Source organism: Paraburkholderia sp. GAS32, assembly GCF_050434225.1.
Lineage (GTDB): Bacteria > Pseudomonadota > Gammaproteobacteria > Burkholderiales > Burkholderiaceae > Paraburkholderia > Paraburkholderia madseniana.
In genome coordinates this window covers 49,399-68,907 of the sequence record NZ_JBNPVS010000043.1, presented here as the reverse complement: position 1 = coordinate 68,907, position 19,509 = coordinate 49,399, and the positions used below count along the sequence as shown (strand labels likewise).

Below are 19,509 nucleotides of genomic sequence, written 5' to 3'. Positions count from 1 at the left end.
CAGGAGCCTCGATAACATGACCGACCACACACGCGAAACCAGCGCACCGCGCAACCCTTACGCCGGTGCTTATCCCGGCAACCTGTTCATGGTGGTCGCGCCTTCGGGCGCGGGCAAGTCGACGCTCGTGAACGCGCTGCTCGCCGGCGACGAAGCGATCCGTCTGTCGATTTCGTACACGACGCGCCCGCCGCGTCCGAAGGAACAGGACGGCGAGCACTATCACTTCACGAAGGTCGACGATTTCCTGACGCGTCACGCGGCCGGCGAGTTTCTGGAAAGCGCGGAAGTGCACGGTAACTACTACGCGACCTCGCGCGTGTGGATCGAAGAGCAGATGAAAAGCGGGCATGACGTGCTGCTCGAAATCGACTGGCAAGGCGCGCAGCAGGTAAAGAAACAGTTTCACAACGCCGTTGAAATTTTCATCTTGCCGCCGTCTCTCGATGCGCTCGAAGAGCGTTTGAAAAAGCGCGGCCAGGACGAGCCGAACGTGATCACGCGCCGTCTGCTCGCAGCCGGCAGCGAGATGGCGCACGCGGCCGAAGCGGAGTATGTCGTGATCAACGACAACTTCGATCGCGCGCTCGGCGAACTGCGCTGCCTCGTGGCGGCGACGCGTTCGCGCTTCGCCTCGCAATACGCGCGTCACACGCAGCTTTTCGTGCAACTCGGCATTCACCTGCCACACGCGTGAACGCGGCGGCATATTGAGCACATAAGGTAGAATAAGCAACATCAATTAACGCCCCCAGACCCGTCGCTTCGCGCCGGCCCCCCCGAGGGCAACAAGAAGACTTGGGGCGGCCCAGCGTTTTCTGGAAAGAAGGAACCCAACATGGCCCGCATTACCGTCGAAGACTGCCTCAAACAGATTCCGAACCGTTTCGAACTCGCGCTTGCCGCGACCTATCGCGCGCGTCAGCTCGCACAAGGTCACACGCCGAAGATCGAAAGCCGCGACAAGCCCACGGTCGTCGCATTGCGCGAAATCGCAGCTGGCCAGGTTGGCGTCGAAATGTTGAAGAAGGTGCCTGTTTAAGGCGCACGCTTCCGTTTTCGATTGCCCAGTTGCCATGTAATTGCATCAACGTACAGACCGGCGTCCAACCCTAACCGCTACGGAGGCGAAATTGAGTGCTACCCCGCCCACCGCCACGGAAGTGGAACACGACGCCGATTCTCCCTCGTCTGCACGGAAGTACATCGACGCGGTCCTCGAACAGTCGTTTCGCCATCTGTTCGGGCCGACCGCCACACCGGAGCAACCGCGCCGGCATGACGTCGTTTCGATTGCCAAGCTGACAGGCGTTCTGTCCGGCTATCTTCAGCCGGAAGAAATCAAGGACATCAAGGCAGCGTTCCATTTCAGCGACGAAGCCCACCTTGGTCAGTATCGCCAGAGCGGCGAGCCCTACATCACCCATCCTGTTGCCGTCGCGGAAATCTGCGCCGGCTGGAATCTCGACGCCCAGTCGATCATGGCGGCGCTGCTGCATGACGTGATGGAAGACCAGGGCGTGACCAAGGCCGAACTCGCCGAGCGATTCGGCGCGAAGGTCGCGGAACTGGTCGACGGCTTGTCGAAGTTGGACAAGATGGAGTTTCGCAATCGCGAAGAGGCGCAGGCGGAAAACTTCCGCAAGATGCTCCTCGCGATGGCGCGCGACGTCCGCGTGATTCTGGTCAAGCTCGCCGACCGGCTGCACAATATGCGCACGCTGGGTGCGGTGCCGCATGAAAAGCGCCGCCGCGTGGCGCGTGAGACGCTGGACATCTACGCGCCGATCGCCCACCGGCTTGGCCTGAACAATACCTATCGCGAGCTGCAGGACCTGAGCTTCGCGAACTTCAACCCGCATCGCTACGCCACGCTCGAAAAGGCCGTCAAGGCCGCGCGCGGCAACCGGCGTGAAGTGGTTGGCAAGATTCTGGAGTCGGTGCAGCGCGCGATTGCCGACGCGAAGCTCAACGCCGAAGTCACGGGCCGCGAGAAAACCATCTTCAGTATCTATAAGAAGATGCGCGACAAGCAGTTGTCGTTCTCGCAGGTGCTCGACGTGTACGGCTTCCGTGTGGTGGTCGAAAGCGCGCTCGAGTGCTACACCTGCATCGGCGCGCTGCATGCGCTTTACAAGCCGGTGCCGGGCAAGTTCAAGGATTACATCGCGATCCCGAAGGTGAACGGCTATCAGTCGCTGCACACCACGCTGGTTGGCCCGTTCGGCGCGCCGATCGAGTTCCAGGTGCGCACGCGCAAGATGCACGAGATCGCCGAAGCGGGCGTCGCGGCGCACTGGCTGTACAAGAACGGCGGCGCGGATCTGAACGACGTGCAGAAGCGCGCGCACCAGTGGCTGAAGTCGTTGCTCGACATTCAGAGTGAAGCGGGCGATTCGAGCGAATTCCTTGAGCACGTCAAGATCGATCTGTTCCCGGATGCGGTCTACGTGTTTACGCCGAAGTCCAAGATCATGGCGCTGCCGCGCGGCGCCACCGCACTCGACTTCGCGTATTCGATCCACAGCGACCTGGGCAACCAGTGCGTCGCAGTGAAGATCAACAATGAACTGCTGCCGCTGCGTACCGAGCTGAAGAGCGGCGATATCGTCGAAGTCATTACGGCGCCGTATTCGAAGCCGAATCCGGCCTGGCTTGGATTCGTGCGGACCGGCAAGGCGCGTTCGGCGATCCGCCACTACCTGAAGACCATGCGTCTGAACGAGTCAGTGCAGCTCGGCGAGCGTCTCGTCGACCAGGCGCTGAAGGGCTACGGGCTGGCGCTGTCGGACGTCACGCCTGAAGCGTGGGAAAAGCTGGTGCAGTGGACGGGCAACAAGAACCGTCAGGAAATCTTCGCGGATATCGGTCTTGGCCGCCGTGTTGCCGCAGTCATGGCCAAGCGCATCGAAGTGCTGATGAGCGGCCGCGATGCGGACGACGACGGCTCGCGCGACGGCACAGCATCGCATGCGCCGCCGGTCGTGATCACTGGTACAGAAGGCATGTCGGTGCAACTGTCCGCGTGCTGCCGTCCGATTCCGGGCGACGACATCATGGGCTACATCGGCATCGGCCTCGGCATGGCGATCCACACCACGGACTGCCGCGTCGCGCAGCGTATCCACCGGCGCGATCCGGGCCGCTGGATCGATGTGGCGTGGGCGCCGCAGCCGGGACGTCTGTTCGACGTCGCGGTGAAGGTGCTGGTCAAGAACACCAAGGGCGTATTCGCCCGCGTGGCGGCCGACATCACATCGGCGGATGCGAACATCGTCCACATCGCGATGGACGAAGACCTGTCGCAGGAATCCACGGTGCTGCGTTTCGTGATCCAGGTCAGCGATCGCGTCCATCTCGCCAACGTCATGCGCCGCGTGCGTACGAATCCGGACGTGATGCGTATTGCGCGCGAGCGGCCGAGCGAGGAAGGGCATCACCGTCACGACGGCGGGATGCGGATCGACCGCGAGCGCGCGGATTACTGATCTGACGGCTGGCTGGGTCTGCTCGACCACGTTGGACGTCTGGTCGCCTCGGGCGGCTTCAGGCGGCTTTCGTTTGAATCTGAACGCACCTGCCCGCCAGCGAGTCTCACCGGAACTTCAGGGAGAACGCTTATGAACGTAGCTGACCTCACCGGCGTGGCGCTCGACTATTGGGTGGCCCGCAGCCTGCACGACTTCGTGCGCGAAATCTACTTTACCGACAGCGGCGAAACCGTCTCGATCCGAGGCAATGACCGTGGCCGCCCGTGGGATGGCCGTTTTACGCCGTCCACGTCATGGGAAGCGGCCGCGGCGGTGCTGGAGCGCGCGCAGCGGCTGGAGGTGCGTGAGCGGACCGATCATGGCGCGGCACATTGCATCGCTGAGTTCGAGGGCGGCCATCGAACCGTGGAAGGGCGGGGAGACTCGTTACGGGTTGCGCTGCTGCGGGCGTTTGTTGAAAGCCGTTTCGGCGATAGCGTGGGTGAGGTATTGCGGCAGGCGCAGGCTGTGACTGGCGAGCGCGCGGCGCTGATCGGCGAGGAATCGGCGGAAAGTTCGTTCGTGGATGTGCCGAGTCCCGATGGGCAGATCGGTGATATTCAGTCGATACCGCGATAGCTGCGGTGACGCTGCCAAGGCCTGGGCCCTGGCAGAGTGGACCGGTTGAGCAGAACCGGTCACGTAAAAAACAAAGGGCCTTCCGATCGGAAGGCCCTTCATAGGTGGTGCGGCTGGCAGGATTCGAACCCACGACCCCTTGGTTCGTAGCCAAGTACTCTATCCAACTGAGCTACAGCCGCACGCTAAACAGGTGACGCTAAATACGATGATACTGCAATGAGGCTCGGTAAAACGTAAGGGCCTCCCCGGAGGGAGGCCCTCGAATAAGTGGTGCGGCTGGCAGGATTCGAACCCACGACCCCTTGGTTCGTAGCCAAGTACTCTATCCAACTGAGCTACAGCCGCACGCAGAAACGAGATTATAGCAAAGGTTTTCAAAAAGGGAAGCATGTAACTGCGATTTGTCTCATTGCCCTGATCGTGTACCCTTGATAGGCAGTCGCTTGCTGCAGTTAACGGACCATCATGAACAAGGCCTTTGTCAAAGAGTCGAGTGAAGAGAATGACGACGATCTCGACGTCGCCCAGCCCGAAATCCCCCCGGGTACGAAAAACTACATCACGCCCGCCGGCTACCGGCGGATGCGCGACGAACTGCTGCATCTGATCGATGTCGAGCGGCCGGAGGTGGTCAGACTGGTGTCGTGGGCGGCCTCGAACGGCGACCGCTCGGAAAACGGCGACTACATCTATGGCAAACGCCGTCTGCGAGAAATCGATCGGCGGATCCGCTTTCTGACCAAGCGCCTCGACATCGCTGAAATAGTCGACAGCAGCAAACAGGAAAACGTCGATCAGGTGTTCTTCGGCGCGACTGTCGAATATGCGACGGAAGACGGCGAGGTGCATACGCTGACGGTTGTTGGCGTCGATGAGGTCGACCTGGATGTCGGCCACGTGAGCTGGATCTCGCCGATCGCGCGAGCGCTGCTCAAGGCCAAAATTGGCGATACGGTGACCTTGTACACGCCCGCCGGCCCACAGCCGATCGACATCCTGGACGTCAAGTATCCGCTGCCTGATACCGGCGGCGGTGCAGCATAAAAAAAGGCGCCGCGAACGGCGCCTTCGATGCTGCGGATGTTGCCGGCCGCTTTAGAAGCGGTGACGCAGACCAGCGGTCACAGCGACTTGGCTGTTCGTCGACGACGCCGCACCCAGGCCATTGATGTTTGCAACCAGGCCCGAGCCTTCGTTGACGCGCTGATACTCACCCTGCAGGTACACGTCCGTGCGCTTCGACAGCGCGTAGTCCGTTTGCAGGTTGAACTGGTTGTAGTTCGGGCGCACACCGTTCAGGCTGGCGCGCGTGTAGGTGTACGAACCCGCCACGCTCACTGCCGGCGTGAGGGCATAGCGGCCGTTCACTTCGAAGTTCTGGAAGTGAGCGCTGTTGCTCGGCAGGGAGACGGCAGCCGAGGTACCCCCTGCAGCTGAGCTGATGCTGGTCAGGCCGGTCAGGTTGGTTTGCGTGTACAGGAGGCCAGCCGTTGCCGGGCCGAACGTGTAGTTCGCGCCTGCCCCCCAGGTTTGCTGACGCTTTGCTCCGAACGTGAAGTCGTCCGACACTGCGCCGCCGGTATTCGCCGTGCCGCTGCCGTTCAACTGCATGAACGCAGCTGCGACGTTCAGGCCACCCCAGTTATACGTTCCACCAACGCTGTATGCGCGGTTGTTCGCAAATCCGCCAGCCTGGTTCGAGAAGCCGTACATGGCGCCGCCCTTGAAGCCGCCGTAGTTCACGCTGGTGTACTTGACCGAGTTGTTGACGCGGAACGAGTTGTTCAGGTTGTCGTTATCGAACGGGTGGGCGAACTGCGTGCCGCCGTATTGCGTGCCCGTCAGGGACAGCGGGCCGACGTAGTCCACCATGCTGTCGTATTGACGACCGAGGGTCACGGCGCCGAACTGGTCGCTCGACAGGCCGACGAACGCTTGACGGCCGAATTCACGGCCACCTTGCTTCAGCGTGCCGTTGTTGATGCCGAAACCGTTTTCCAACGTGAAGATGGCCTTGAGACCGCCACCGAGGTCTTCAGAGCCACGCAAGCCCCAACGGCTGCCGTTCACTGAACCGCTGGTTTCTTGCCAATTGCTGTGGCCGTGCTGGTTATTGGTATAGGTGATGCCGGCATCGATCAAGCCATACAGCGTGACGCTGCTCTGGGCATGTGCTGCCGTTGCAAAAACGCCCGTGAGGGCCGCGACCATGAGAGTCTTTTTCATCTTGTAACTCCGAGAGCTAGAGTGGGCGTTGAACCCAGGCTTAAGGAGACCATCACGCGGGCGCTGCGAGAGGCGAAATCCGCATGAGAAGCGCGCTGTACGCCACGCGCGCCGGTTTCCGGTTACGCAGAGTGTAGAGAGACGCTCGCAAAGCGGATGTTCCGATTTCCACAATAAAGTATTACTGGATATGAAACGATAGGCGAATAGCGTTTAAGCCTTGCTGATAAAGGCTTGCAGCGCTATTGAGGGGGGGCGTGAGAGGTGAGTCAACTGAATTGCGTTGCACATTCGCTACAGTAATCGATGCAAAAAAACAACGCGATAAATCGTAAAAAAGGATTGTTGTCGCTATAGCAATAGATGGTTGTCGATTATGCGAATAATCGATCTCGACTAAGCCGTTATACTGAAATCTCTGCTTTCCGAAGCAGACTTTTTCGTTGACGAAAAAGATCTCCAAACCTTTGTCGGCGCGACTTCCCAGTCGCGCTTTTTTTTTGCCTTCCGGTTGCGGATTCGCGGACGTTAGTCAGTGCGCCGGCGCAGCACCGTCCACATCACTCCAGTCGGTTGTCACCGAGTCGCTCCAGTCTTCCATCACATAGCGGCGTGCATCCATGGGGGACGAGAGCAGATTTTGCCAGTGATCCCCATGCCACATGGGATCGACCTCGAAGGCCGAGGGTGATGGAGCGACCGGCTCGGATTGCGAGGGAACTGTCTTTGCGTGGGATTGGGTGAACCAGGCGATGAAGCGACGGAATTCATTGAACAGCATGGCAATCTCCTGACGCGCATTACTTCGCGCTACTGATTTCCATGATGCTGGCATGAGTGCGGCGCAACAACTCGGACAAACACTTACTAAAAACATCTTCTGTTACATGTTTTCGTGGGTATGCCGAAATTTTTTCCGATATCGGTTGTGCCCGATATCGAGTGAGTAATATTGACGTGAAAAGCGATTCTGTTTTCGCTGAATATGCGGTCGGAATTCGTCGATTCATTTGGCATTGACTTATCGCGCCGCATGCTAAGTGAATATGAAAAATTCGCTTGACGTTGTTTCTTCGTTCCCCGTATAACAGCAAAGCTGAATTTCAATTGCCAGATATGAAAGTGCCGAAGGCTTCAGAAATGCCCGATCGCAGATGAAATGGCCACGAAATGCAGTTTGAGGGCAATGCCCCGATTTTGATAAATCCTCGAGGGAAACTGGAATATGGAAACTGGTATCGTCAAATGGTTCAACGATGCTAAGGGCTTTGGCTTCATTACATCGGATTCGGGTGGCGAAGACCTGTTCGCGCACTTTTCGGAGATCCGCACCGAAGGCTTCAAGTCGTTGAAGGAAAGCCAGCGCGTCTCCTTCGAGGTCAAGGCCGGCCCGAAGGGCAAGCAAGCGGCGAACATTCAACCGCTGTAAGCCGCACCGCGCTGCTCCGCGTATGTCGCCGGGCAGCCTGATCGCCGGAAAGCCTTCGCACGACGCGAAGGCTTTTTTATGGGCATTCGTTATTATCATCGCGGCATAAACGATTAACTACCTGGTTCGAATTAATCTGGAGAAGATCGGGGGCGTAAAATTGAGCCCTGGAATCTAAAATCGACATCATAGAAATATAATAATTAACAGCTTTATGAGCGAATCGCAGGTCGTGCCGGAATCCAGTCTTTGTGCCGCACGGCGACAAGGGCAAAGCAATACTGGCTGGGTGCGCGGCGGCTAACTGGTGCATACTTGCCGCAAAGCCACGCGTCCAAAGTATCCCTTTCCATGTCTGAACAGTTTCTGCCGCAACCGGCCCTAGATGTGCCAATCGTCTTCGTCGACCTTGAAACCACCGGCGGCTCGACCAGTGAGCATCGCATTACCGAAGTCGGCGTGGTTGAAATAGGACCGGCCGGCGTGTCGCGTTGGAGCAGCCTGGTCGACCCTCAGCAACCGATTCCTTCCTTCATTCAGCAGCTCACCGGCATCACGAATGCGATGGTGCGAGGCGCGCCTACTTTCGACGTCATTGCGCCGGCATTGTTCGAGCGCCTGAACGGCAAACTGTTCGTCGCGCACAACGCCAGTTTCGATCGCGGTTTTCTGCGTGGGGAGTTTCGCCGGGCCGGACTAGCGTTCGATCCGGATGTGTTGTGTACCGTGCGCCTGTCACGCGCGTTGTTTCCGGCGGAAAAGCGCCATGGGCTCGATGCATTGGTGGAGCGTCATGGTCTCGTCCCGTCCGATCGTCACCGCGCACTTGCGGACGCCGATCTGATCTGGCAGTTCTGGCAACGTCTGCATGGCGGTCTCGTGCCACCGGACGTTTTGCAGGCGCAGATCGAGCGAACTACGCGGCGCTACCGGCTTGCAGGCGACATCACCGAAGATCTGCTCGACACGGCGCCAGCCGGATGCGGTGTCTACGCGTTCTATGGAGAAGGCGACCTGCCGCTCTATGTTGGGCGAAGCGTGCGTGTGCGTCAGCGGCTGCGTTCTCACTTGACGGGGGAGCGGCGGTCGTCGAAGGACGTGAGGCTCGCGCAACAAGTACGGCGTGTCGAGTGGCTCGCGACCGGTGGCGAGCTGGGCGCCATGCTCGCGGAGGCGCAATGGATCGCGACGCTGCGTCCCGGCCATAACCGGGTGCCGCGCGTCTTGAAGAGCGATCCCGTGGATGCGCCGTGGCCGTTCGAAGGTCCGATCGTGTTTGAGGAGCGTGAAGAAGCGTCGCACGCGCGTGCCTTTCATGTCGTCGACCGGTGGCGTTACCTTGGGCATGCGCCTTCGCTCGCCCAGGCGGCCGCGCTGCATGCTTCGAGCGAGGGTGGACCGTTCGAACTGTCGACCTATCGTCTTCTGCAAAGCCATCTGGCGCGCGGCTTGCGCGTGATGTCCTTGAGCGTCTCGAGCGGCACGCCTGTGCCGAGTCTGGCTTAACGCGAGTTTCGTGCGACAACCCGCTCATCAGGGCGGGTTCAATCCGCACCTGAGAGCGTTGGACCGATCGGAGTCTCAGACTCCGTTCGACCGCACCAACCGATCATCCCGTCGCACCGACTCCACCCGCTTCGCACACATGACCGAGAGCGCGCGTCAACGCGCTCGAATGGGCCGAGTCATAGCGCGTCAGTGATTTCCAGTTAGCAAGCGATTGCGCCACGCGCGACGGACAATCCTGCGCTGTGCGCAGCGGTTGCACCCGTGCGAGTCCGGCCACGAGCGACTGCGTCAGCCGGTCCAACTCCGGCCTCGTGCTGGTGGCAAGGTCGGGCGCAGGGCCTTCGGGCGGCCGCGTGCTGCGCCAGGTGTCAAACAGCGCGTTTTGCACTTCCTTGCTGGCGTCGATCTGATCCTGGAAGAAGGCGCGCGCAAACGCTGGATCGACGTTCGCTGCGACGGCGCGCTTTTCGACGTCGGCGAGCAACGCATTCTCGCGCGGTGTATCCGTAATCGCCTGGTGGTTCGCCCACTTCCAGCGCGCAACGGGTTCCGCGAGCGCGAGGCGCTGCGAAGCCAGTGCAATCAGGTTGGTGAGAGCGGTGTCGTCGCCATCCGCGACGGCAGGGGCGGGCGCGAGCGCAAGCGCCGTGAACAACGCGAGCGCGCATGACGCTCCAAAGCGATACGAGCGATTCATGGAAGGCGGGAGTGGCCGGTGGCCGCGGAAGAAAAAACAGAAGAATAGACGATGCGCGGATCAAGCGGGCGCGCTGAACGACTGAAAACAAGCTGCCGGGATATTTAAAGGCGCCCTAGGCGCCTATCAGAGACAGAGACAGAGACAGAGACGAGCGCTCTCAGTGCGCCGGGCGAAATCAGCCGGGCGTCACAATCAAGCAGGCGTAACCCGCGTCTCGAAAGCGGCAAACGACAATCGTAGGGGCACGTAGCAACTTTCGCCGCGCGCCGGACGCGCGGACGCTGATGCTGCATCGCGCCACCGCACACTTACTTCGAGTCGCACGACTTACGTTGTTCGTCGAAAAATGCGCGAACGTGCTCAGGCAGTTCGGCACCCAGAAACTCGACGCCAGCGGGTTCCGGATCCGGGCTAAAAACTTTATCCGGGGTCGGAATCTTCGGTGGTTTGGCATCCATGATCTCTCTCCTTTACAAAGCGATTATCTGCCTCGGTCCCCGTTTTGCACCAGTGTCCGATGCGGCTCACATGTTGTGTGTTGCTTTAACGGTACAGCCTTACATTGGAACGGAATGTTTGAATAGAATTTATCGGTTGACTGCGCAGAACTGAATTTGCAGCAGCCAATCAAAAACAGTCCGATATCTTCGCCATTCCCTTCCCAGCCTTGCACCATGCGCCTTCCGCGCATTATCTCTGTTGCGCCACAGCACAGCCTGTTCGTACCCGTTGATATGAACAAATCGCGGTGATTTTTGTGCACTGCCGCATCGGAAGGATTTTCCCCGCGTTAGTCCGAACGTTCGTTTATTACCGATTGGTTCAGCGCGCTCATTCAGCCCCCTAATTGTTTGTAAACGAACGATTGCGCGACTTCGTTGACGAACAGGAATACTTTCCTGAATATTTTTTGCAAATAAAAAGCGCCGCGCTCCAGACGAAGCGCGGCGCTCGCTGTGGACGATTTTTACGCGTTCGGCGCCGGAATTGTCACGGGCGCGGAGTAGGCCGCAGGTTTATCGGCGACTTCGACCTGGCCATGAATCCGCGCCTGATGACCGTCGGCAAACATGTAGTACGGGAATGGACGGGCCGGTTCCGAGACGGCGTCGAGACGCGCGATCAATTCCGGCGCGAGCGTGAAATCGAGCGAGCCGAGCGACTCCTGCAGCTGCTCGGGCCGGGTTGCGCCGACAATGATGCTCGACACGCCGCGCTTGTGATGCAGCCAGTTCAGCGCAACTTGCGCCATCGGCCGCTCCGCCAGATTCGCGACGGCCTCCAGTTCCGCGACGATGCGGAAGTTGCGCTCGGTCAGCTTGTCGAATCCCGGCGGCGGCGCGCTGGCCATGCTCGCAAGGCGCCCGTCGCCGGAAACAGCGCTCGCCGCTCCGCCTTGCGAAGGACGGTATTTGCCCGACAACACGCCCATACCCAGCGGACTCCACGGCACGAGCCCCATGCCCAGATTGGCGGCGAGATCGGCGAACTCGTTTTCGGCGTTGCGCTCGATCATCGAGTATTCGAGTTGCATCGCCGCGACCGGTTCGAAGCCGCGCCAGTCGGCAAGCGTCTGCGCCCGCCCGGCGAACCACGCGGGCGTATCCGACAGGCCGACGTAACGGATCTTGCCCGCGCGCACGGCGTCGTCCATCGCGCGCATTACTTCGTCCACCGGCGTGACGCGATCCCATGTGTGCAGGTAATACAGGTCGATGTAGTCGGTGCCCAGACGCTTGAGCGAGCCGTCGAGCGCGCGCAGCAGATTCTTGCGATGGTTGCCGCCCGCGTTCGGATTGCCGGTCTCGGCGTTGTAGCCGTACTTGGTGGCGATCACGAGCCGGTCGCGCAGACCGCGCGCCGCGACGAATTTGCCGAGCCATTTCTCACTGGTGCCTTCGGTGTACAGGTCCGCGGTGTCGACGAAGTTGCCGCCGGCATCCACGTACAGATCGAACAGGCGTTGCGCCGCTTGTTCGTCGGCGCCCCAGCCCCATTCGGTGCCGAAGGTCATCGTGCCGAGTGCGATCGGGCTCACGCGAAGGCCCGAGCGGCCGAGCAGGGTGTAGCGGTCCATCGTCATATCAGTCTCCTTGAGCGGTGAGGCGGGAAGCGTTGAATCGATGGCGTTATCGTGCGCCGATTCTTTGCTTGGAAAAATGCCGTCCGTCTGCAAGGATTGTGAAGTCTGGCTTAATAATGGAGATCGCGATGGACCCAGCCCAGTTGCCGGCGTTGATGGCATTCGCGAGCGTGGCGCGCCACGGCAGTTTCACGCACGCGGCTGCGGAAACCGGCGTGACGGCATCGGCGTTGTCGCAAAGCATTCGTTCGCTTGAGACTCAACTGAATGTGCGCCTGTTCAACCGGACCACCCGGCGTGTTGCCCTGACGGAAGCTGGCGCGCAGTTTCTCGCGCGCGTGCTGCCTGCGCTGGGTGAACTGGAGGCGGCCTTCGAGGCGCTCGATGAAACTCGCGAGCAGCCCGCCGGCCGCTGCGCATCAATTTGCCGAGAGTCGCGAGCGAGCTGCTGGTGTTGCCGCATCTGGCCGAGTTCACGCGTCGCTATCCGCAGATCCGTCTCGATCTGACACTCGACGATGGTTTCGCTGACTTGGTCGGCGAAGGTTTCGACGCGGGCATCCGGCTCGGCGAACGGGTCGCGCAGGACATGGTGGCGGTACCCTTGGGCGGCGAGATCCGCATTGTCGTAGCCGGCTCACCGGCCTATTTCGAGCGCTATCCAGCGCCGGCGACGCCATCCGATCTCGCCGCTCACGATTGCCTGCGCTACCGCTTCTCGACCAGCGGCGGCATCTATCGATGGGAGTTCGCGCAGCCTGACGATCCGTCGCGTGTGTTCGAAGTCGAGACACGCGGGAGTCTCGTCACCAACGATCTGTACACGATGGTGCGGGCGGCGGAGCAGGGAGTGGGCCTCCTCCACGTGATCGACGACTACGTGAACGAGCAACTCGAAGACGGCCGCCCGGTCCGCGTGCTGGACGGGTGGTGTCCGAGCTTTCCGGGCTTTTATCTGTACACGGCGAGCCGCGCGCAGATGCCGTTCAAGCTGCGCGCGCTGATCGATTTCCTCCGGGAGAAGCGCGAAGTCCGATAGACCTCGCGTGTTGCTGCAGCTTCAGGCTGTGAATCGTTGCGTCGGACAGGATGCCGTGCGGCTCTCCCCGGGTGGTGTCTGCAACTGCCGTTGGTTTGTCGTTCGCCTCGATCGTGCCGCCGACTATCATTGAAGCGGCTATCTGCGGCACAGGGTGCGGTGGATAACGGAAGCGCCGGCACCGGCGCGGAAGATGGCTGTCTTCGCCCTTCAGAGAGTTCGCCATGGAAAACGCTGTCTACTGGAAAGGACGTCAGGTCGGTATCGAGTGCGCTGGCCGGACCTTGTGGTTTTCGTCGGCGCCGCAGGAAGCCGTGTTGGCATATGGCACGAAGCCGGCTGAGAACGTGATTGTTGAAGATGCGGTCGTCGTTCGCAATCTCGGCGTGACCGCGCGAAGCGATCGATTGGATTTTGGCGGCTGAAGGGGCGCTACCGTTGATCGTTGTGACGGTCGGTTGAAGCGGGAGCCGCGTTGAAAACCGGCACCAGAAAGCAAAAAGCCCAGTCACGAGGACTGGGCTTTTTGCTTGAATCTTGTGGTGCCGGAAAGAGGAATCGAACCCCCGACCTTCGCATTACGAATGCGCTGCTCTACCGTCTGAGCTATTCCGGCATCAGGAGAAACGAGATTATAGGGACTTCTTCAGGAACTTGGCAAGCCCCCGCGGTCACTTTTTTGTTTCGAGATGGTAGCGCGTGACGCGGTCGACTTCGTTCTTCGAGCCGAGGAACACCGCCACACGTTCGTGCAGACTTTTCGGCTGGATGTCCAGAATCCGCTTCTCGCCGTTGGTCGCGGCGCCCCCGGCCTGCTCGACGATGAACGCCATCGGGTTTGCTTCGTACATCAGGCGGAGCTTGCCCGGCTTGTCCGGCGTGCGCTTGTCGGCCGGGTACATGAAGATGCCGCCGCGGTTCAGGATACGGTGCACGTCAGCCACCATCGATGCGATCCAGCGCATGTTGAAGTCGCTCTGGCGCGAACCGTCCTTGCCGTCTTTCAACTCGCCGATGTATTTCTCGACCGGCGGATACCAGTGACGCTCGTTCGACGCGTTGATCGCATATTCACGCGTTTCAACCGGAATGCGCATATCGCTTTGCGTGAGTACCCACGAACCCAGTTCGCGGTCGAGTGTGAAGCAGTTCACGCCGTTGCCGGTGGTCAGCACCAGCACGGTTTGCGGGCCGTACACCGCATAACCTGCCGCGACCTGCTGCGTGCCGGGTTGCAGGAACGACTGTTCGGTGGGCTGCTGGCCGTCCGGGCAGCGCAGCACCGAGAAGATCGTACCGATCGACACGTTGACGTCGATGTTCGACGAGCCGTCGAGCGGATCGAACACCAGCAGGTATTCGCCCTTCGGGTAGTTGGCGGGGATCGGGAAGAACTGCTCCATTTCCTCGGACGCCATGCCCGCGAGGTTGCCGCCCCATTCATTCGCTTCGAGCAGGATTTCGTTCGACAGGATGTCGAGCTTCTTCTGCACTTCGCCCTGAACGTTCTCGCTGCCTGCCGTGCCGAGCGCATCGCCCAGCGCGCCCTTGCTGACGTGGTAGCTGATCGCCTTGCACGCGCGCGCGACGACTTCGATCAAAAGGCGCAGGTCGGCCGGCAGGTTGTTGGTTTCGCGCTGCTGCTCGATCAGGTACTTCGTGAGAGTGGTACGACGTTGCAAAGCCATTGCTGTACTCCGGGAAGGCTTAGGGAATGTCTCGATTTTAACCGCTCGCTGTGTCGGTTCCGTGCTTTTGAGATACGAGGGCGTGCGCCCGTCCTGCCAGGCGCTGTAAAGGCGCGCGAAATTCAGGCTTTGCGGCGGGCCTTCATGGCCGTGACTTGGCCGGCCACGTGGGTGGCAAGCGCCGCGGCACGGGTGTGTTCGGCCGGGACCTTCGGCATTTTGGGCCGGTTCGCCTTGGGCATCGGCTCGATCTCGCGTTCGATCTGCTCGCCGGCCGCCGCGGTGGCGACCCGCAGGTCGTAGGCGATCTGAAGATTCAGCCAGAACTGCGCACTCGCGCCGAAGTAACGTTCGAGCCGTAGCGCGGTGTCGGCCGAGATGGCGCGTTTGCCGCGCACGATGTCGTTGATGCGCGGCGCCGGTACGCGCAGCGCAAGGGCGAGCGCGTTGACGGACATGCCGAGCGGCTCGAGGAACTCGCACCGCAGAATCTCGCCGGGGTGGATTTCCGGGATGCTTTCGCCGGTGCTGATGTCGGAGAAATCGATGCTGCCCAGATCGGAGCGTTTGATGACCATGCCGGTCTCCCAATAATCAGTGATAGTCGACAATTTCGACATTCAGCGCCTCCCCGTCGACAAAGTGAAAACAGATTCGCCACTGCGCGTTGATGCGAATGCTCCACTGCCCGCTGCGCTGGCCTTGCAAGGATTCGAGCCGGTTGCCCGGCGGCGCATGCAGGTTGCGGATTGACCTGGCGGCGTCGATCATGAGCAGCTTGCGGCGCGCGAGCGCCTGCATATGAAGCGGCAGTGAATGCACGAACTTGCCCTGAAAGATTGCTGCCGTGGCCTTGTCGCCGAATGTCGTGATCATGGGATGATATAACGCGTTGCGTTAAACGTAAACCGTTAAATGAATGCGTTTACTTTCCACCCGCCGAACCGATGCGAACAGTCGTCCAGACGGCTAACGTTGACGTCCGCACACCGCTTCATCGCAAAATTCAGGACGAAAAAAAGCCGGCAACACGTGCCGGCTTTTCGCTGCGCAAAGCGCTGTCAGACGATCGTCACGCCAACGCTTTCTCCACGATCTCGCGCACGTCGCGCGACTTCACCTGCGACGCCACTTTCTCCAGCGCCGCGCGCATACCGTCACGCAGTGTCGGCGTAAAGCGGCGCCACAGTTCCAGCGAGCGGGCGAGGCGGGCGGCGACTTGCGGATTGATGGCGTCGAGCGCGATCACCTGCTCGGCCCAGAACGCATAGCCCGAACCGTCTTCGGCGTGGAACTGTGCGGGGTTCGCCGCGCAGAAGCTGAAAATCAGCGAGCGAGCCCGGTTCGGATTCTTCAGGTTGAAAGCCGGGTGCGCCATCAGCTTGCGTACGATCTCGATCACCGGACGCTGCGCGCTGCCACGTTGCGTGGCTTGCAAGGCAAACCACTTGTCGATGACGAGCGGTTCCTTTTCGAAGCGCCGGTAGAAGTCGTCCAGCGCCTGCTGCGCCTCAACGCTGCCGCCGTTCGCCGCCGACGCATTGAGCAACGCCGAGAGCGCCGCCGAGCGGTCGGTCATGTTGTTGGCGGCATCGTATTGCGCGGATGCAAGACGCACGGCTTCAGCCGGATCGTCGAGTTCCGCGAGATACGACAACGCAAGATTCTTCAACGCACGATGACCGGAAGCCTCCGGCGTCGCTTCATAGGCGCCCGGCGTGCGGTGCTTTTCGTACACGGCAAGCCAGTCCTTCCTGAGGGCATTCGCGAGGCGCTTGCGCACGAATTGCCGCGCGGCGTGTACGGCGGCCGGATTCGATTCGGTCATCTGTTCAGCCAGATACGCTTCCGACGGCAGCATCAATGCCAGTTCGCGGAAAGCAGGCGAGAGCGTTTCGTCGGTCAGCACGCGCGCGAACGCGGCGACGACCGAGTCGTCGAGCTGCAGCGGCACGCCGGTTGTGGCGCGCCCGGCGAGCGTCAGCAGTTCGCGCGTGGCGAGCCGCTGACCGGCTTCCCAGCGGTTGAACGGGTCGCTGTCGTGCGCTAGCAGGAACGCGAGCTGATCGGCCGAGTAGTCGTATTCGACGATCACCGGCGCCGAGAAATTGCGCAGCAGCGAGGGCAGCGGTTCCTGCGCGACGTTGACGAACGTGAAGGTCTGTTCGGCCTGCGTGAATTCCAGCACGCGCGTTGTGGCGTCCGACGCCTTGGCTTCGCTTTCCAGTTGCAGCGGCAGGTCGTGGCCGTCCTTGCCGATCAAACCGATCGCGAACGGGATCAGCAGCGGGCCTTTTTGCGTTTCACGCGCGGCTGGCGCGGCATCGCCGTAGCCTTGCGTGAGCGTCACGCTGTAGCGTTGCTGCGCGGCGTCGTACTTCGTGCGTACCGAGACGCGCGGCGTGCCGGCCTGACTGTACCAGCGTTCGAATTGCGCGAGATCGCGGCCGTTCGCATCGGCGAGCGCGTGACGGAAGTCGTCGCAGGTCACAGCCTGGCCGTCATGACGCTTGAAGTACAGGTCCATGCCTTTGCGGAAACCGTCGCGGCCGAACAGCGTCTGATACATCCGCACGACTTCGGAGCCTTTTTCGTAGACCGTCATCGTGTAGAAGTTGTTGATCTCGACGTAGCTTTCCGGACGCACCGGGTGCGCCATCGGACCCGCGTCTTCGGCGAATTGCATCTGGCGCAGCACGCGCACGTCTTCGATGCGTTTGGTGGCGCGTGCGGCTTCGTCGGTCGCGCCGCCCGCCATGTCGGCCGAGAATTCCTGATCGCGGAACACCGTCAGGCCTTCTTTCAGGCTTAGCTGGAACCAGTCGCGGCACGTTACGCGGTTGCCGGTCCAGTTGTGGAAGTATTCGTGGCCGACCACCGCCTCGATGTTCGCGAAGTCGGTGTCCGTTGCCGTTTCGGGGTTCGCCAGCACGTACTTCGTGTTGAAGATGTTGAGCCCCTTGTTCTCCATCGCGCCCATGTTGAAGTCGCTCACCGCGACGATCATGAAACGGTCCAGATCCAGTTCCAGCCCGAAGCGCGACTCGTCCCAGCGGATCGAGTTGATCAGCGAATCCATGGCGTGACGGGTCTTGTCCAGGTCGTGCGGTTCGACCCACACCTGCAACAGCTTTTCCTTGCCCGAGCCGCTCTTCACGCGTTCTTCGAGCGCGACCAGCTTGCCCGCGACCAGCGCAAACAGATAGCTCGGCTTCCTGAACGGATCTTCCCAGCGGGCGAAATGGCGGCCGTCCGGCAGATCGCCTTCTTCGAGCAGATTGCCGTTCGACAGCAGCACCGGATAGTCGGCCTTGCTGGCGCGCAGCGTGACCGTGAAGGTCGCCATCACGTCAGGGCGGTCGAGGAAATAGGTGATGCGGCGAAAGCCCTCGGCCTCGCACTGCGTGAAGAAGTTGCCGCCCGACACATACAGGCCCGACAGCGTGGTGTTTTCCGCCGGATTGCAGATGCTGGTGAGCGTGACTTCGAAGTTATCCGGCACGTTCTCGAGCGTGAGGCCGTGTTCGTGCGCATGCGCGTGGGCGAACGGGGCGCCGTCGATCGTGGCGCCGACGAACTCGAGTTGTTCGCCCATCAGTTCGAAATTCGCGGCGTGGGACGCGTCCGGGTTGCGGCGCACCCGCATCGTGTTCCTGACGACGGTGCGTTCGGGGATCAGATCGAACTCCAGTGCGACGGTGTCGATCAGGAAGGCGGGCGGCGCGTAATCGGCGCGGCGGATCACATTGGGCGTTGCGGTATCGGCCATGGCGTTCTGTAGTGATGGGACTCGAGCCGTCACGCGTGCTTATGGCGCGCGAGCCGGGCTTGTCGAGCCATTGTACAAAGGCTCGGCGGATTGTGCGGGTCGAACTTTTTACCGATTCGCCTGGTCAGCGTATTATCGGGGCCGCTCGGCGCAGCAAAGCATGCGCATGAGCCAACCCGCTCAAGAATGGCAATAACAGGCATCACGAGGTAGACCATGAAATTCGATCGATGGACCCGCCGCGCCACGCTGCTGCTGGCCACGCTGACGGTGCTGCTGTCCGGTTGCACGAGCTACGTGACCTCCCAGGTCACGGCGTTCTCGGACTGGAGCGGCAACGACGCCACCCGTACCTATGCGTTCACGCGGGCGGGGGATCAGCAGAACAATCTCGAACTCACCACCTACGAGCGTCTCGTCGGCAATGAGCTTGCCATGCATGCGTTCCGCCAGGTCGACACTTCCCAGGCGCGTTATCTGGTCGGGCTCTCTTACGGGATTCGCTCGGACATGGTGACGGTCGCGCAGCCGGTGTATTACAACCCCTGGCCGGCGCCGTACTGGGGCCGGTTCGATCCGTGGGGCCCGTGGGGCGCGCTTCCGACCGCCTATGTGAACCAGAGCTACCCGATCTTCACGCACCTGCTCGGCGTGCGGATCACCGAGCGCGCCAGTGGCAAAGAGGTCTATAACGTGACAGCGCGTAACTCGGACGAAGAATCGTCGCTGGTGAGGGCCATGCCGTATCTGGCGCGCAGCGCGCTGGCTGACTTCCCGCTTGGTAACGGCGTGGTCCATACCGTGAAGATTCCCGTCGACAAGAACGGTGGGATCTCGAACGAAGTCGCAACGACGGGCGCCGCGCCCGCGGCCGCGCCGGCTTCGGCGCCGGGTGCGAAGGTCGTGCAATAGGGCGTGCAATAAGCGCTACACCGGCGCGGCGGTAAGCGCCCG

The 19,509-nt window shown here is 61.0% G+C and carries 20 protein-coding genes and 3 tRNA genes; 11 read left to right on the top strand and 12 right to left on the bottom strand.

The window, feature by feature from the left end:
• The first annotated feature begins 16 nt into the window (after positions 1 to 16).
• The 4 genes from gmk to P3T25_RS36950 all read left to right on the top strand — a co-directional run bounded on the left by gmk (position 17) and on the right by P3T25_RS36950 (position 4,109).
• Positions 17 to 697 (top strand): guanylate kinase, encoded by a 681-nt coding sequence (gene gmk / locus P3T25_RS36965; RefSeq protein WP_154559927.1) that lies wholly within the window; start codon positions 17 to 19, stop codon positions 695 to 697.
• Between the two features lie 141 nt (positions 698 to 838).
• Positions 839 to 1,042, top strand: coding sequence for a DNA-directed RNA polymerase subunit omega (gene rpoZ / locus P3T25_RS36960; RefSeq protein WP_006025620.1), 204 nt, complete (start codon positions 839 to 841; stop codon positions 1,040 to 1,042).
• A gap of 91 nt (positions 1,043 to 1,133) precedes the next feature.
• Positions 1,134 to 3,488 carry a RelA/SpoT family protein gene (locus tag P3T25_RS36955; RefSeq protein WP_154559928.1) on the top strand — a complete coding sequence of 785 codons (2,355 nt, stop codon included), beginning with the start codon at positions 1,134 to 1,136 and terminating at the stop codon, positions 3,486 to 3,488.
• 132 nt (positions 3,489 to 3,620) lie between these two features.
• The gene (locus P3T25_RS36950; RefSeq protein WP_154559929.1) at positions 3,621 to 4,109 is read left to right on the top strand and encodes a phage protein NinX family protein; all 489 of its coding nucleotides are present in this window, start codon (positions 3,621 to 3,623) and stop codon (positions 4,107 to 4,109) included.
• Between the two features lie 105 nt (positions 4,110 to 4,214).
• On the opposite strand, the gene P3T25_RS36945 is transcribed toward P3T25_RS36950, so the two are convergent.
• Positions 4,215 to 4,291: transfer RNA gene (locus P3T25_RS36945), tRNA-Arg, on the bottom strand.
• A gap of 89 nt (positions 4,292 to 4,380) precedes the next feature.
• A tRNA-Arg gene (locus P3T25_RS36940) sits at positions 4,381 to 4,457 on the bottom strand.
• Between the two features lie 120 nt (positions 4,458 to 4,577).
• Here P3T25_RS36940 and greB point away from each other — a divergent pair.
• Positions 4,578 to 5,156 carry a transcription elongation factor GreB gene (gene greB / locus P3T25_RS36935; RefSeq protein WP_154559930.1) on the top strand — a complete coding sequence of 193 codons (579 nt, stop codon included), beginning with the start codon at positions 4,578 to 4,580 and terminating at the stop codon, positions 5,154 to 5,156.
• 51 nt (positions 5,157 to 5,207) lie between these two features.
• Here greB and P3T25_RS36930 read toward each other — a convergent pair whose 3' ends face one another.
• Entirely contained in the window at positions 5,208 to 6,338 is a 1,131-nt protein-coding gene (locus P3T25_RS36930) for a porin (protein WP_154559931.1), read from the bottom strand.
• A gap of 532 nt (positions 6,339 to 6,870) precedes the next feature.
• On the bottom strand, positions 6,871 to 7,119 hold the full coding sequence (locus P3T25_RS36925) for a hypothetical protein (protein WP_429361973.1): 249 nt from the start codon (positions 7,117 to 7,119) through the stop codon (positions 6,871 to 6,873).
• 444 nt (positions 7,120 to 7,563) lie between these two features.
• Between P3T25_RS36925 and P3T25_RS36920 the strand changes: the two genes are divergently transcribed.
• Both P3T25_RS36920 and P3T25_RS36915 read left to right on the top strand, forming a co-directional pair.
• Positions 7,564 to 7,767 (top strand): cold-shock protein, encoded by a 204-nt coding sequence (locus P3T25_RS36920; protein WP_054037310.1) that lies wholly within the window; start codon positions 7,564 to 7,566, stop codon positions 7,765 to 7,767.
• Between the two features lie 351 nt (positions 7,768 to 8,118).
• Complete coding sequence (locus tag P3T25_RS36915; RefSeq protein WP_429361971.1) at positions 8,119 to 9,273, top strand: exonuclease domain-containing protein; 1,155 nt, start codon at positions 8,119 to 8,121, stop codon at positions 9,271 to 9,273.
• A gap of 103 nt (positions 9,274 to 9,376) precedes the next feature.
• On the opposite strand, the gene P3T25_RS36910 is transcribed toward P3T25_RS36915, so the two are convergent.
• From P3T25_RS36910 to P3T25_RS36900, 3 genes are all read right to left on the bottom strand, one after another.
• Positions 9,377 to 9,973 carry a chorismate mutase gene (locus P3T25_RS36910; protein WP_154559934.1) on the bottom strand — a complete coding sequence of 199 codons (597 nt, stop codon included), beginning with the start codon at positions 9,971 to 9,973 and terminating at the stop codon, positions 9,377 to 9,379.
• Between the two features lie 311 nt (positions 9,974 to 10,284).
• Entirely contained in the window at positions 10,285 to 10,434 is a 150-nt protein-coding gene (locus P3T25_RS36905) for a hypothetical protein (RefSeq protein ID WP_028200145.1), read from the bottom strand.
• Between the two features lie 509 nt (positions 10,435 to 10,943).
• Positions 10,944 to 12,059: an aldo/keto reductase gene (locus P3T25_RS36900; RefSeq protein ID WP_171927770.1), complete on the bottom strand. Its 1,116-nt coding sequence runs from the start codon at positions 12,057 to 12,059 to the stop codon at positions 10,944 to 10,946.
• 128 nt (positions 12,060 to 12,187) lie between these two features.
• Here P3T25_RS36900 and P3T25_RS36895 point away from each other — a divergent pair, with 128 nt between their 5' ends.
• From P3T25_RS36895 to P3T25_RS36885, 3 genes are all read left to right on the top strand, one after another.
• A complete protein-coding gene (locus P3T25_RS36895) occupies positions 12,188 to 12,568 on the top strand; it encodes a LysR family transcriptional regulator (protein ID WP_429361968.1) in 381 nt (126 codons plus the stop codon).
• Positions 12,511 to 13,098, top strand: coding sequence for a LysR substrate-binding domain-containing protein (locus P3T25_RS36890; RefSeq protein WP_429361966.1), 588 nt, complete (start codon positions 12,511 to 12,513; stop codon positions 13,096 to 13,098). Before P3T25_RS36895 ends, P3T25_RS36890 begins: the two co-directional genes overlap by 58 nt.
• A 224-nt stretch (positions 13,099 to 13,322) precedes the next feature.
• On the top strand, positions 13,323 to 13,523 hold the full coding sequence (locus tag P3T25_RS36885; RefSeq protein ID WP_266261286.1) for a hypothetical protein: 201 nt from the start codon (positions 13,323 to 13,325) through the stop codon (positions 13,521 to 13,523).
• Between the two features lie 115 nt (positions 13,524 to 13,638).
• Here P3T25_RS36885 and P3T25_RS36880 read toward each other — a convergent pair.
• From P3T25_RS36880 to pepN, 5 genes are all read right to left on the bottom strand, one after another.
• A tRNA-Thr gene (locus P3T25_RS36880) sits at positions 13,639 to 13,714 on the bottom strand.
• A 55-nt stretch (positions 13,715 to 13,769) separates the two neighbouring features.
• Positions 13,770 to 14,786: a class 1 fructose-bisphosphatase gene (locus tag P3T25_RS36875; protein ID WP_054037301.1), complete on the bottom strand. Its 1,017-nt coding sequence runs from the start codon at positions 14,784 to 14,786 to the stop codon at positions 13,770 to 13,772.
• Between the two features lie 122 nt (positions 14,787 to 14,908).
• Complete coding sequence (locus P3T25_RS36870; RefSeq protein ID WP_429361963.1) at positions 14,909 to 15,364, bottom strand: HigA family addiction module antitoxin; 456 nt, start codon at positions 15,362 to 15,364, stop codon at positions 14,909 to 14,911.
• 16 nt (positions 15,365 to 15,380) lie between these two features.
• Positions 15,381 to 15,662 (bottom strand): type II toxin-antitoxin system RelE/ParE family toxin, encoded by a 282-nt coding sequence (locus P3T25_RS36865; RefSeq protein WP_200564691.1) that lies wholly within the window; start codon positions 15,660 to 15,662, stop codon positions 15,381 to 15,383.
• A gap of 196 nt (positions 15,663 to 15,858) precedes the next feature.
• On the bottom strand, positions 15,859 to 18,555 hold the full coding sequence (pepN, locus tag P3T25_RS36860) for an aminopeptidase N (protein WP_429361961.1): 2,697 nt from the start codon (positions 18,553 to 18,555) through the stop codon (positions 15,859 to 15,861).
• Positions 18,556 to 18,771: 216 nt separating this feature from the next.
• Here pepN and P3T25_RS36855 point away from each other — a divergent pair, with 216 nt between their 5' ends.
• Complete coding sequence (locus P3T25_RS36855) at positions 18,772 to 19,467, top strand: DUF4136 domain-containing protein (RefSeq protein WP_429361959.1); 696 nt, start codon at positions 18,772 to 18,774, stop codon at positions 19,465 to 19,467.
• Positions 19,468 to 19,509 lie beyond the last annotated feature (42 nt).

Excerpts from the sequence above, each read along its gene's own strand:
- gmk (WP_154559927.1), top strand. The coding sequence starts at position 17 with ATGACCGACCACACACGCGAAACCAGCGCACCGCGCAACCCTTACGCC.
- P3T25_RS36855 (WP_429361959.1), top strand. The coding sequence starts at position 18,772 with ATGAAATTCGATCGATGGACCCGCCGCGCCACGCTGCTGCTGGCCACG.
- P3T25_RS36915 (WP_429361971.1), top strand. The coding sequence starts at position 8,119 with ATGTCTGAACAGTTTCTGCCGCAACCGGCCCTAGATGTGCCAATCGTC.
- P3T25_RS36925 (WP_429361973.1), bottom strand. The coding sequence starts at position 7,119 with ATGCTGTTCAATGAATTCCGTCGCTTCATCGCCTGGTTCACCCAATCC.
- P3T25_RS36895 (WP_429361968.1), top strand. The coding sequence starts at position 12,188 with ATGGACCCAGCCCAGTTGCCGGCGTTGATGGCATTCGCGAGCGTGGCG.
- P3T25_RS36920 (WP_054037310.1), top strand. The coding sequence starts at position 7,564 with ATGGAAACTGGTATCGTCAAATGGTTCAACGATGCTAAGGGCTTTGGC.
- P3T25_RS36870 (WP_429361963.1), bottom strand. The coding sequence starts at position 15,364 with ATGGTCATCAAACGCTCCGATCTGGGCAGCATCGATTTCTCCGACATC.
- P3T25_RS36910 (WP_154559934.1), bottom strand. The coding sequence starts at position 9,973 with ATGAATCGCTCGTATCGCTTTGGAGCGTCATGCGCGCTCGCGTTGTTC.
- P3T25_RS36885 (WP_266261286.1), top strand. The coding sequence starts at position 13,323 with ATGGAAAACGCTGTCTACTGGAAAGGACGTCAGGTCGGTATCGAGTGC.
- P3T25_RS36865 (WP_200564691.1), bottom strand. The coding sequence starts at position 15,662 with ATGATCACGACATTCGGCGACAAGGCCACGGCAGCAATCTTTCAGGGC.
- P3T25_RS36950 (WP_154559929.1), top strand. The coding sequence starts at position 3,621 with ATGAACGTAGCTGACCTCACCGGCGTGGCGCTCGACTATTGGGTGGCC.
- P3T25_RS36875 (WP_054037301.1), bottom strand. The coding sequence starts at position 14,786 with ATGGCTTTGCAACGTCGTACCACTCTCACGAAGTACCTGATCGAGCAG.
- pepN (WP_429361961.1), bottom strand. The coding sequence starts at position 18,555 with ATGGCCGATACCGCAACGCCCAATGTGATCCGCCGCGCCGATTACGCG.
- P3T25_RS36930 (WP_154559931.1), bottom strand. The coding sequence starts at position 6,338 with ATGAAAAAGACTCTCATGGTCGCGGCCCTCACGGGCGTTTTTGCAACG.
- P3T25_RS36900 (WP_171927770.1), bottom strand. The coding sequence starts at position 12,059 with ATGACGATGGACCGCTACACCCTGCTCGGCCGCTCGGGCCTTCGCGTG.
- P3T25_RS36905 (WP_028200145.1), bottom strand. The coding sequence starts at position 10,434 with ATGGATGCCAAACCACCGAAGATTCCGACCCCGGATAAAGTTTTTAGC.
- rpoZ (WP_006025620.1), top strand. The coding sequence starts at position 839 with ATGGCCCGCATTACCGTCGAAGACTGCCTCAAACAGATTCCGAACCGT.
- greB (WP_154559930.1), top strand. The coding sequence starts at position 4,578 with ATGAACAAGGCCTTTGTCAAAGAGTCGAGTGAAGAGAATGACGACGAT.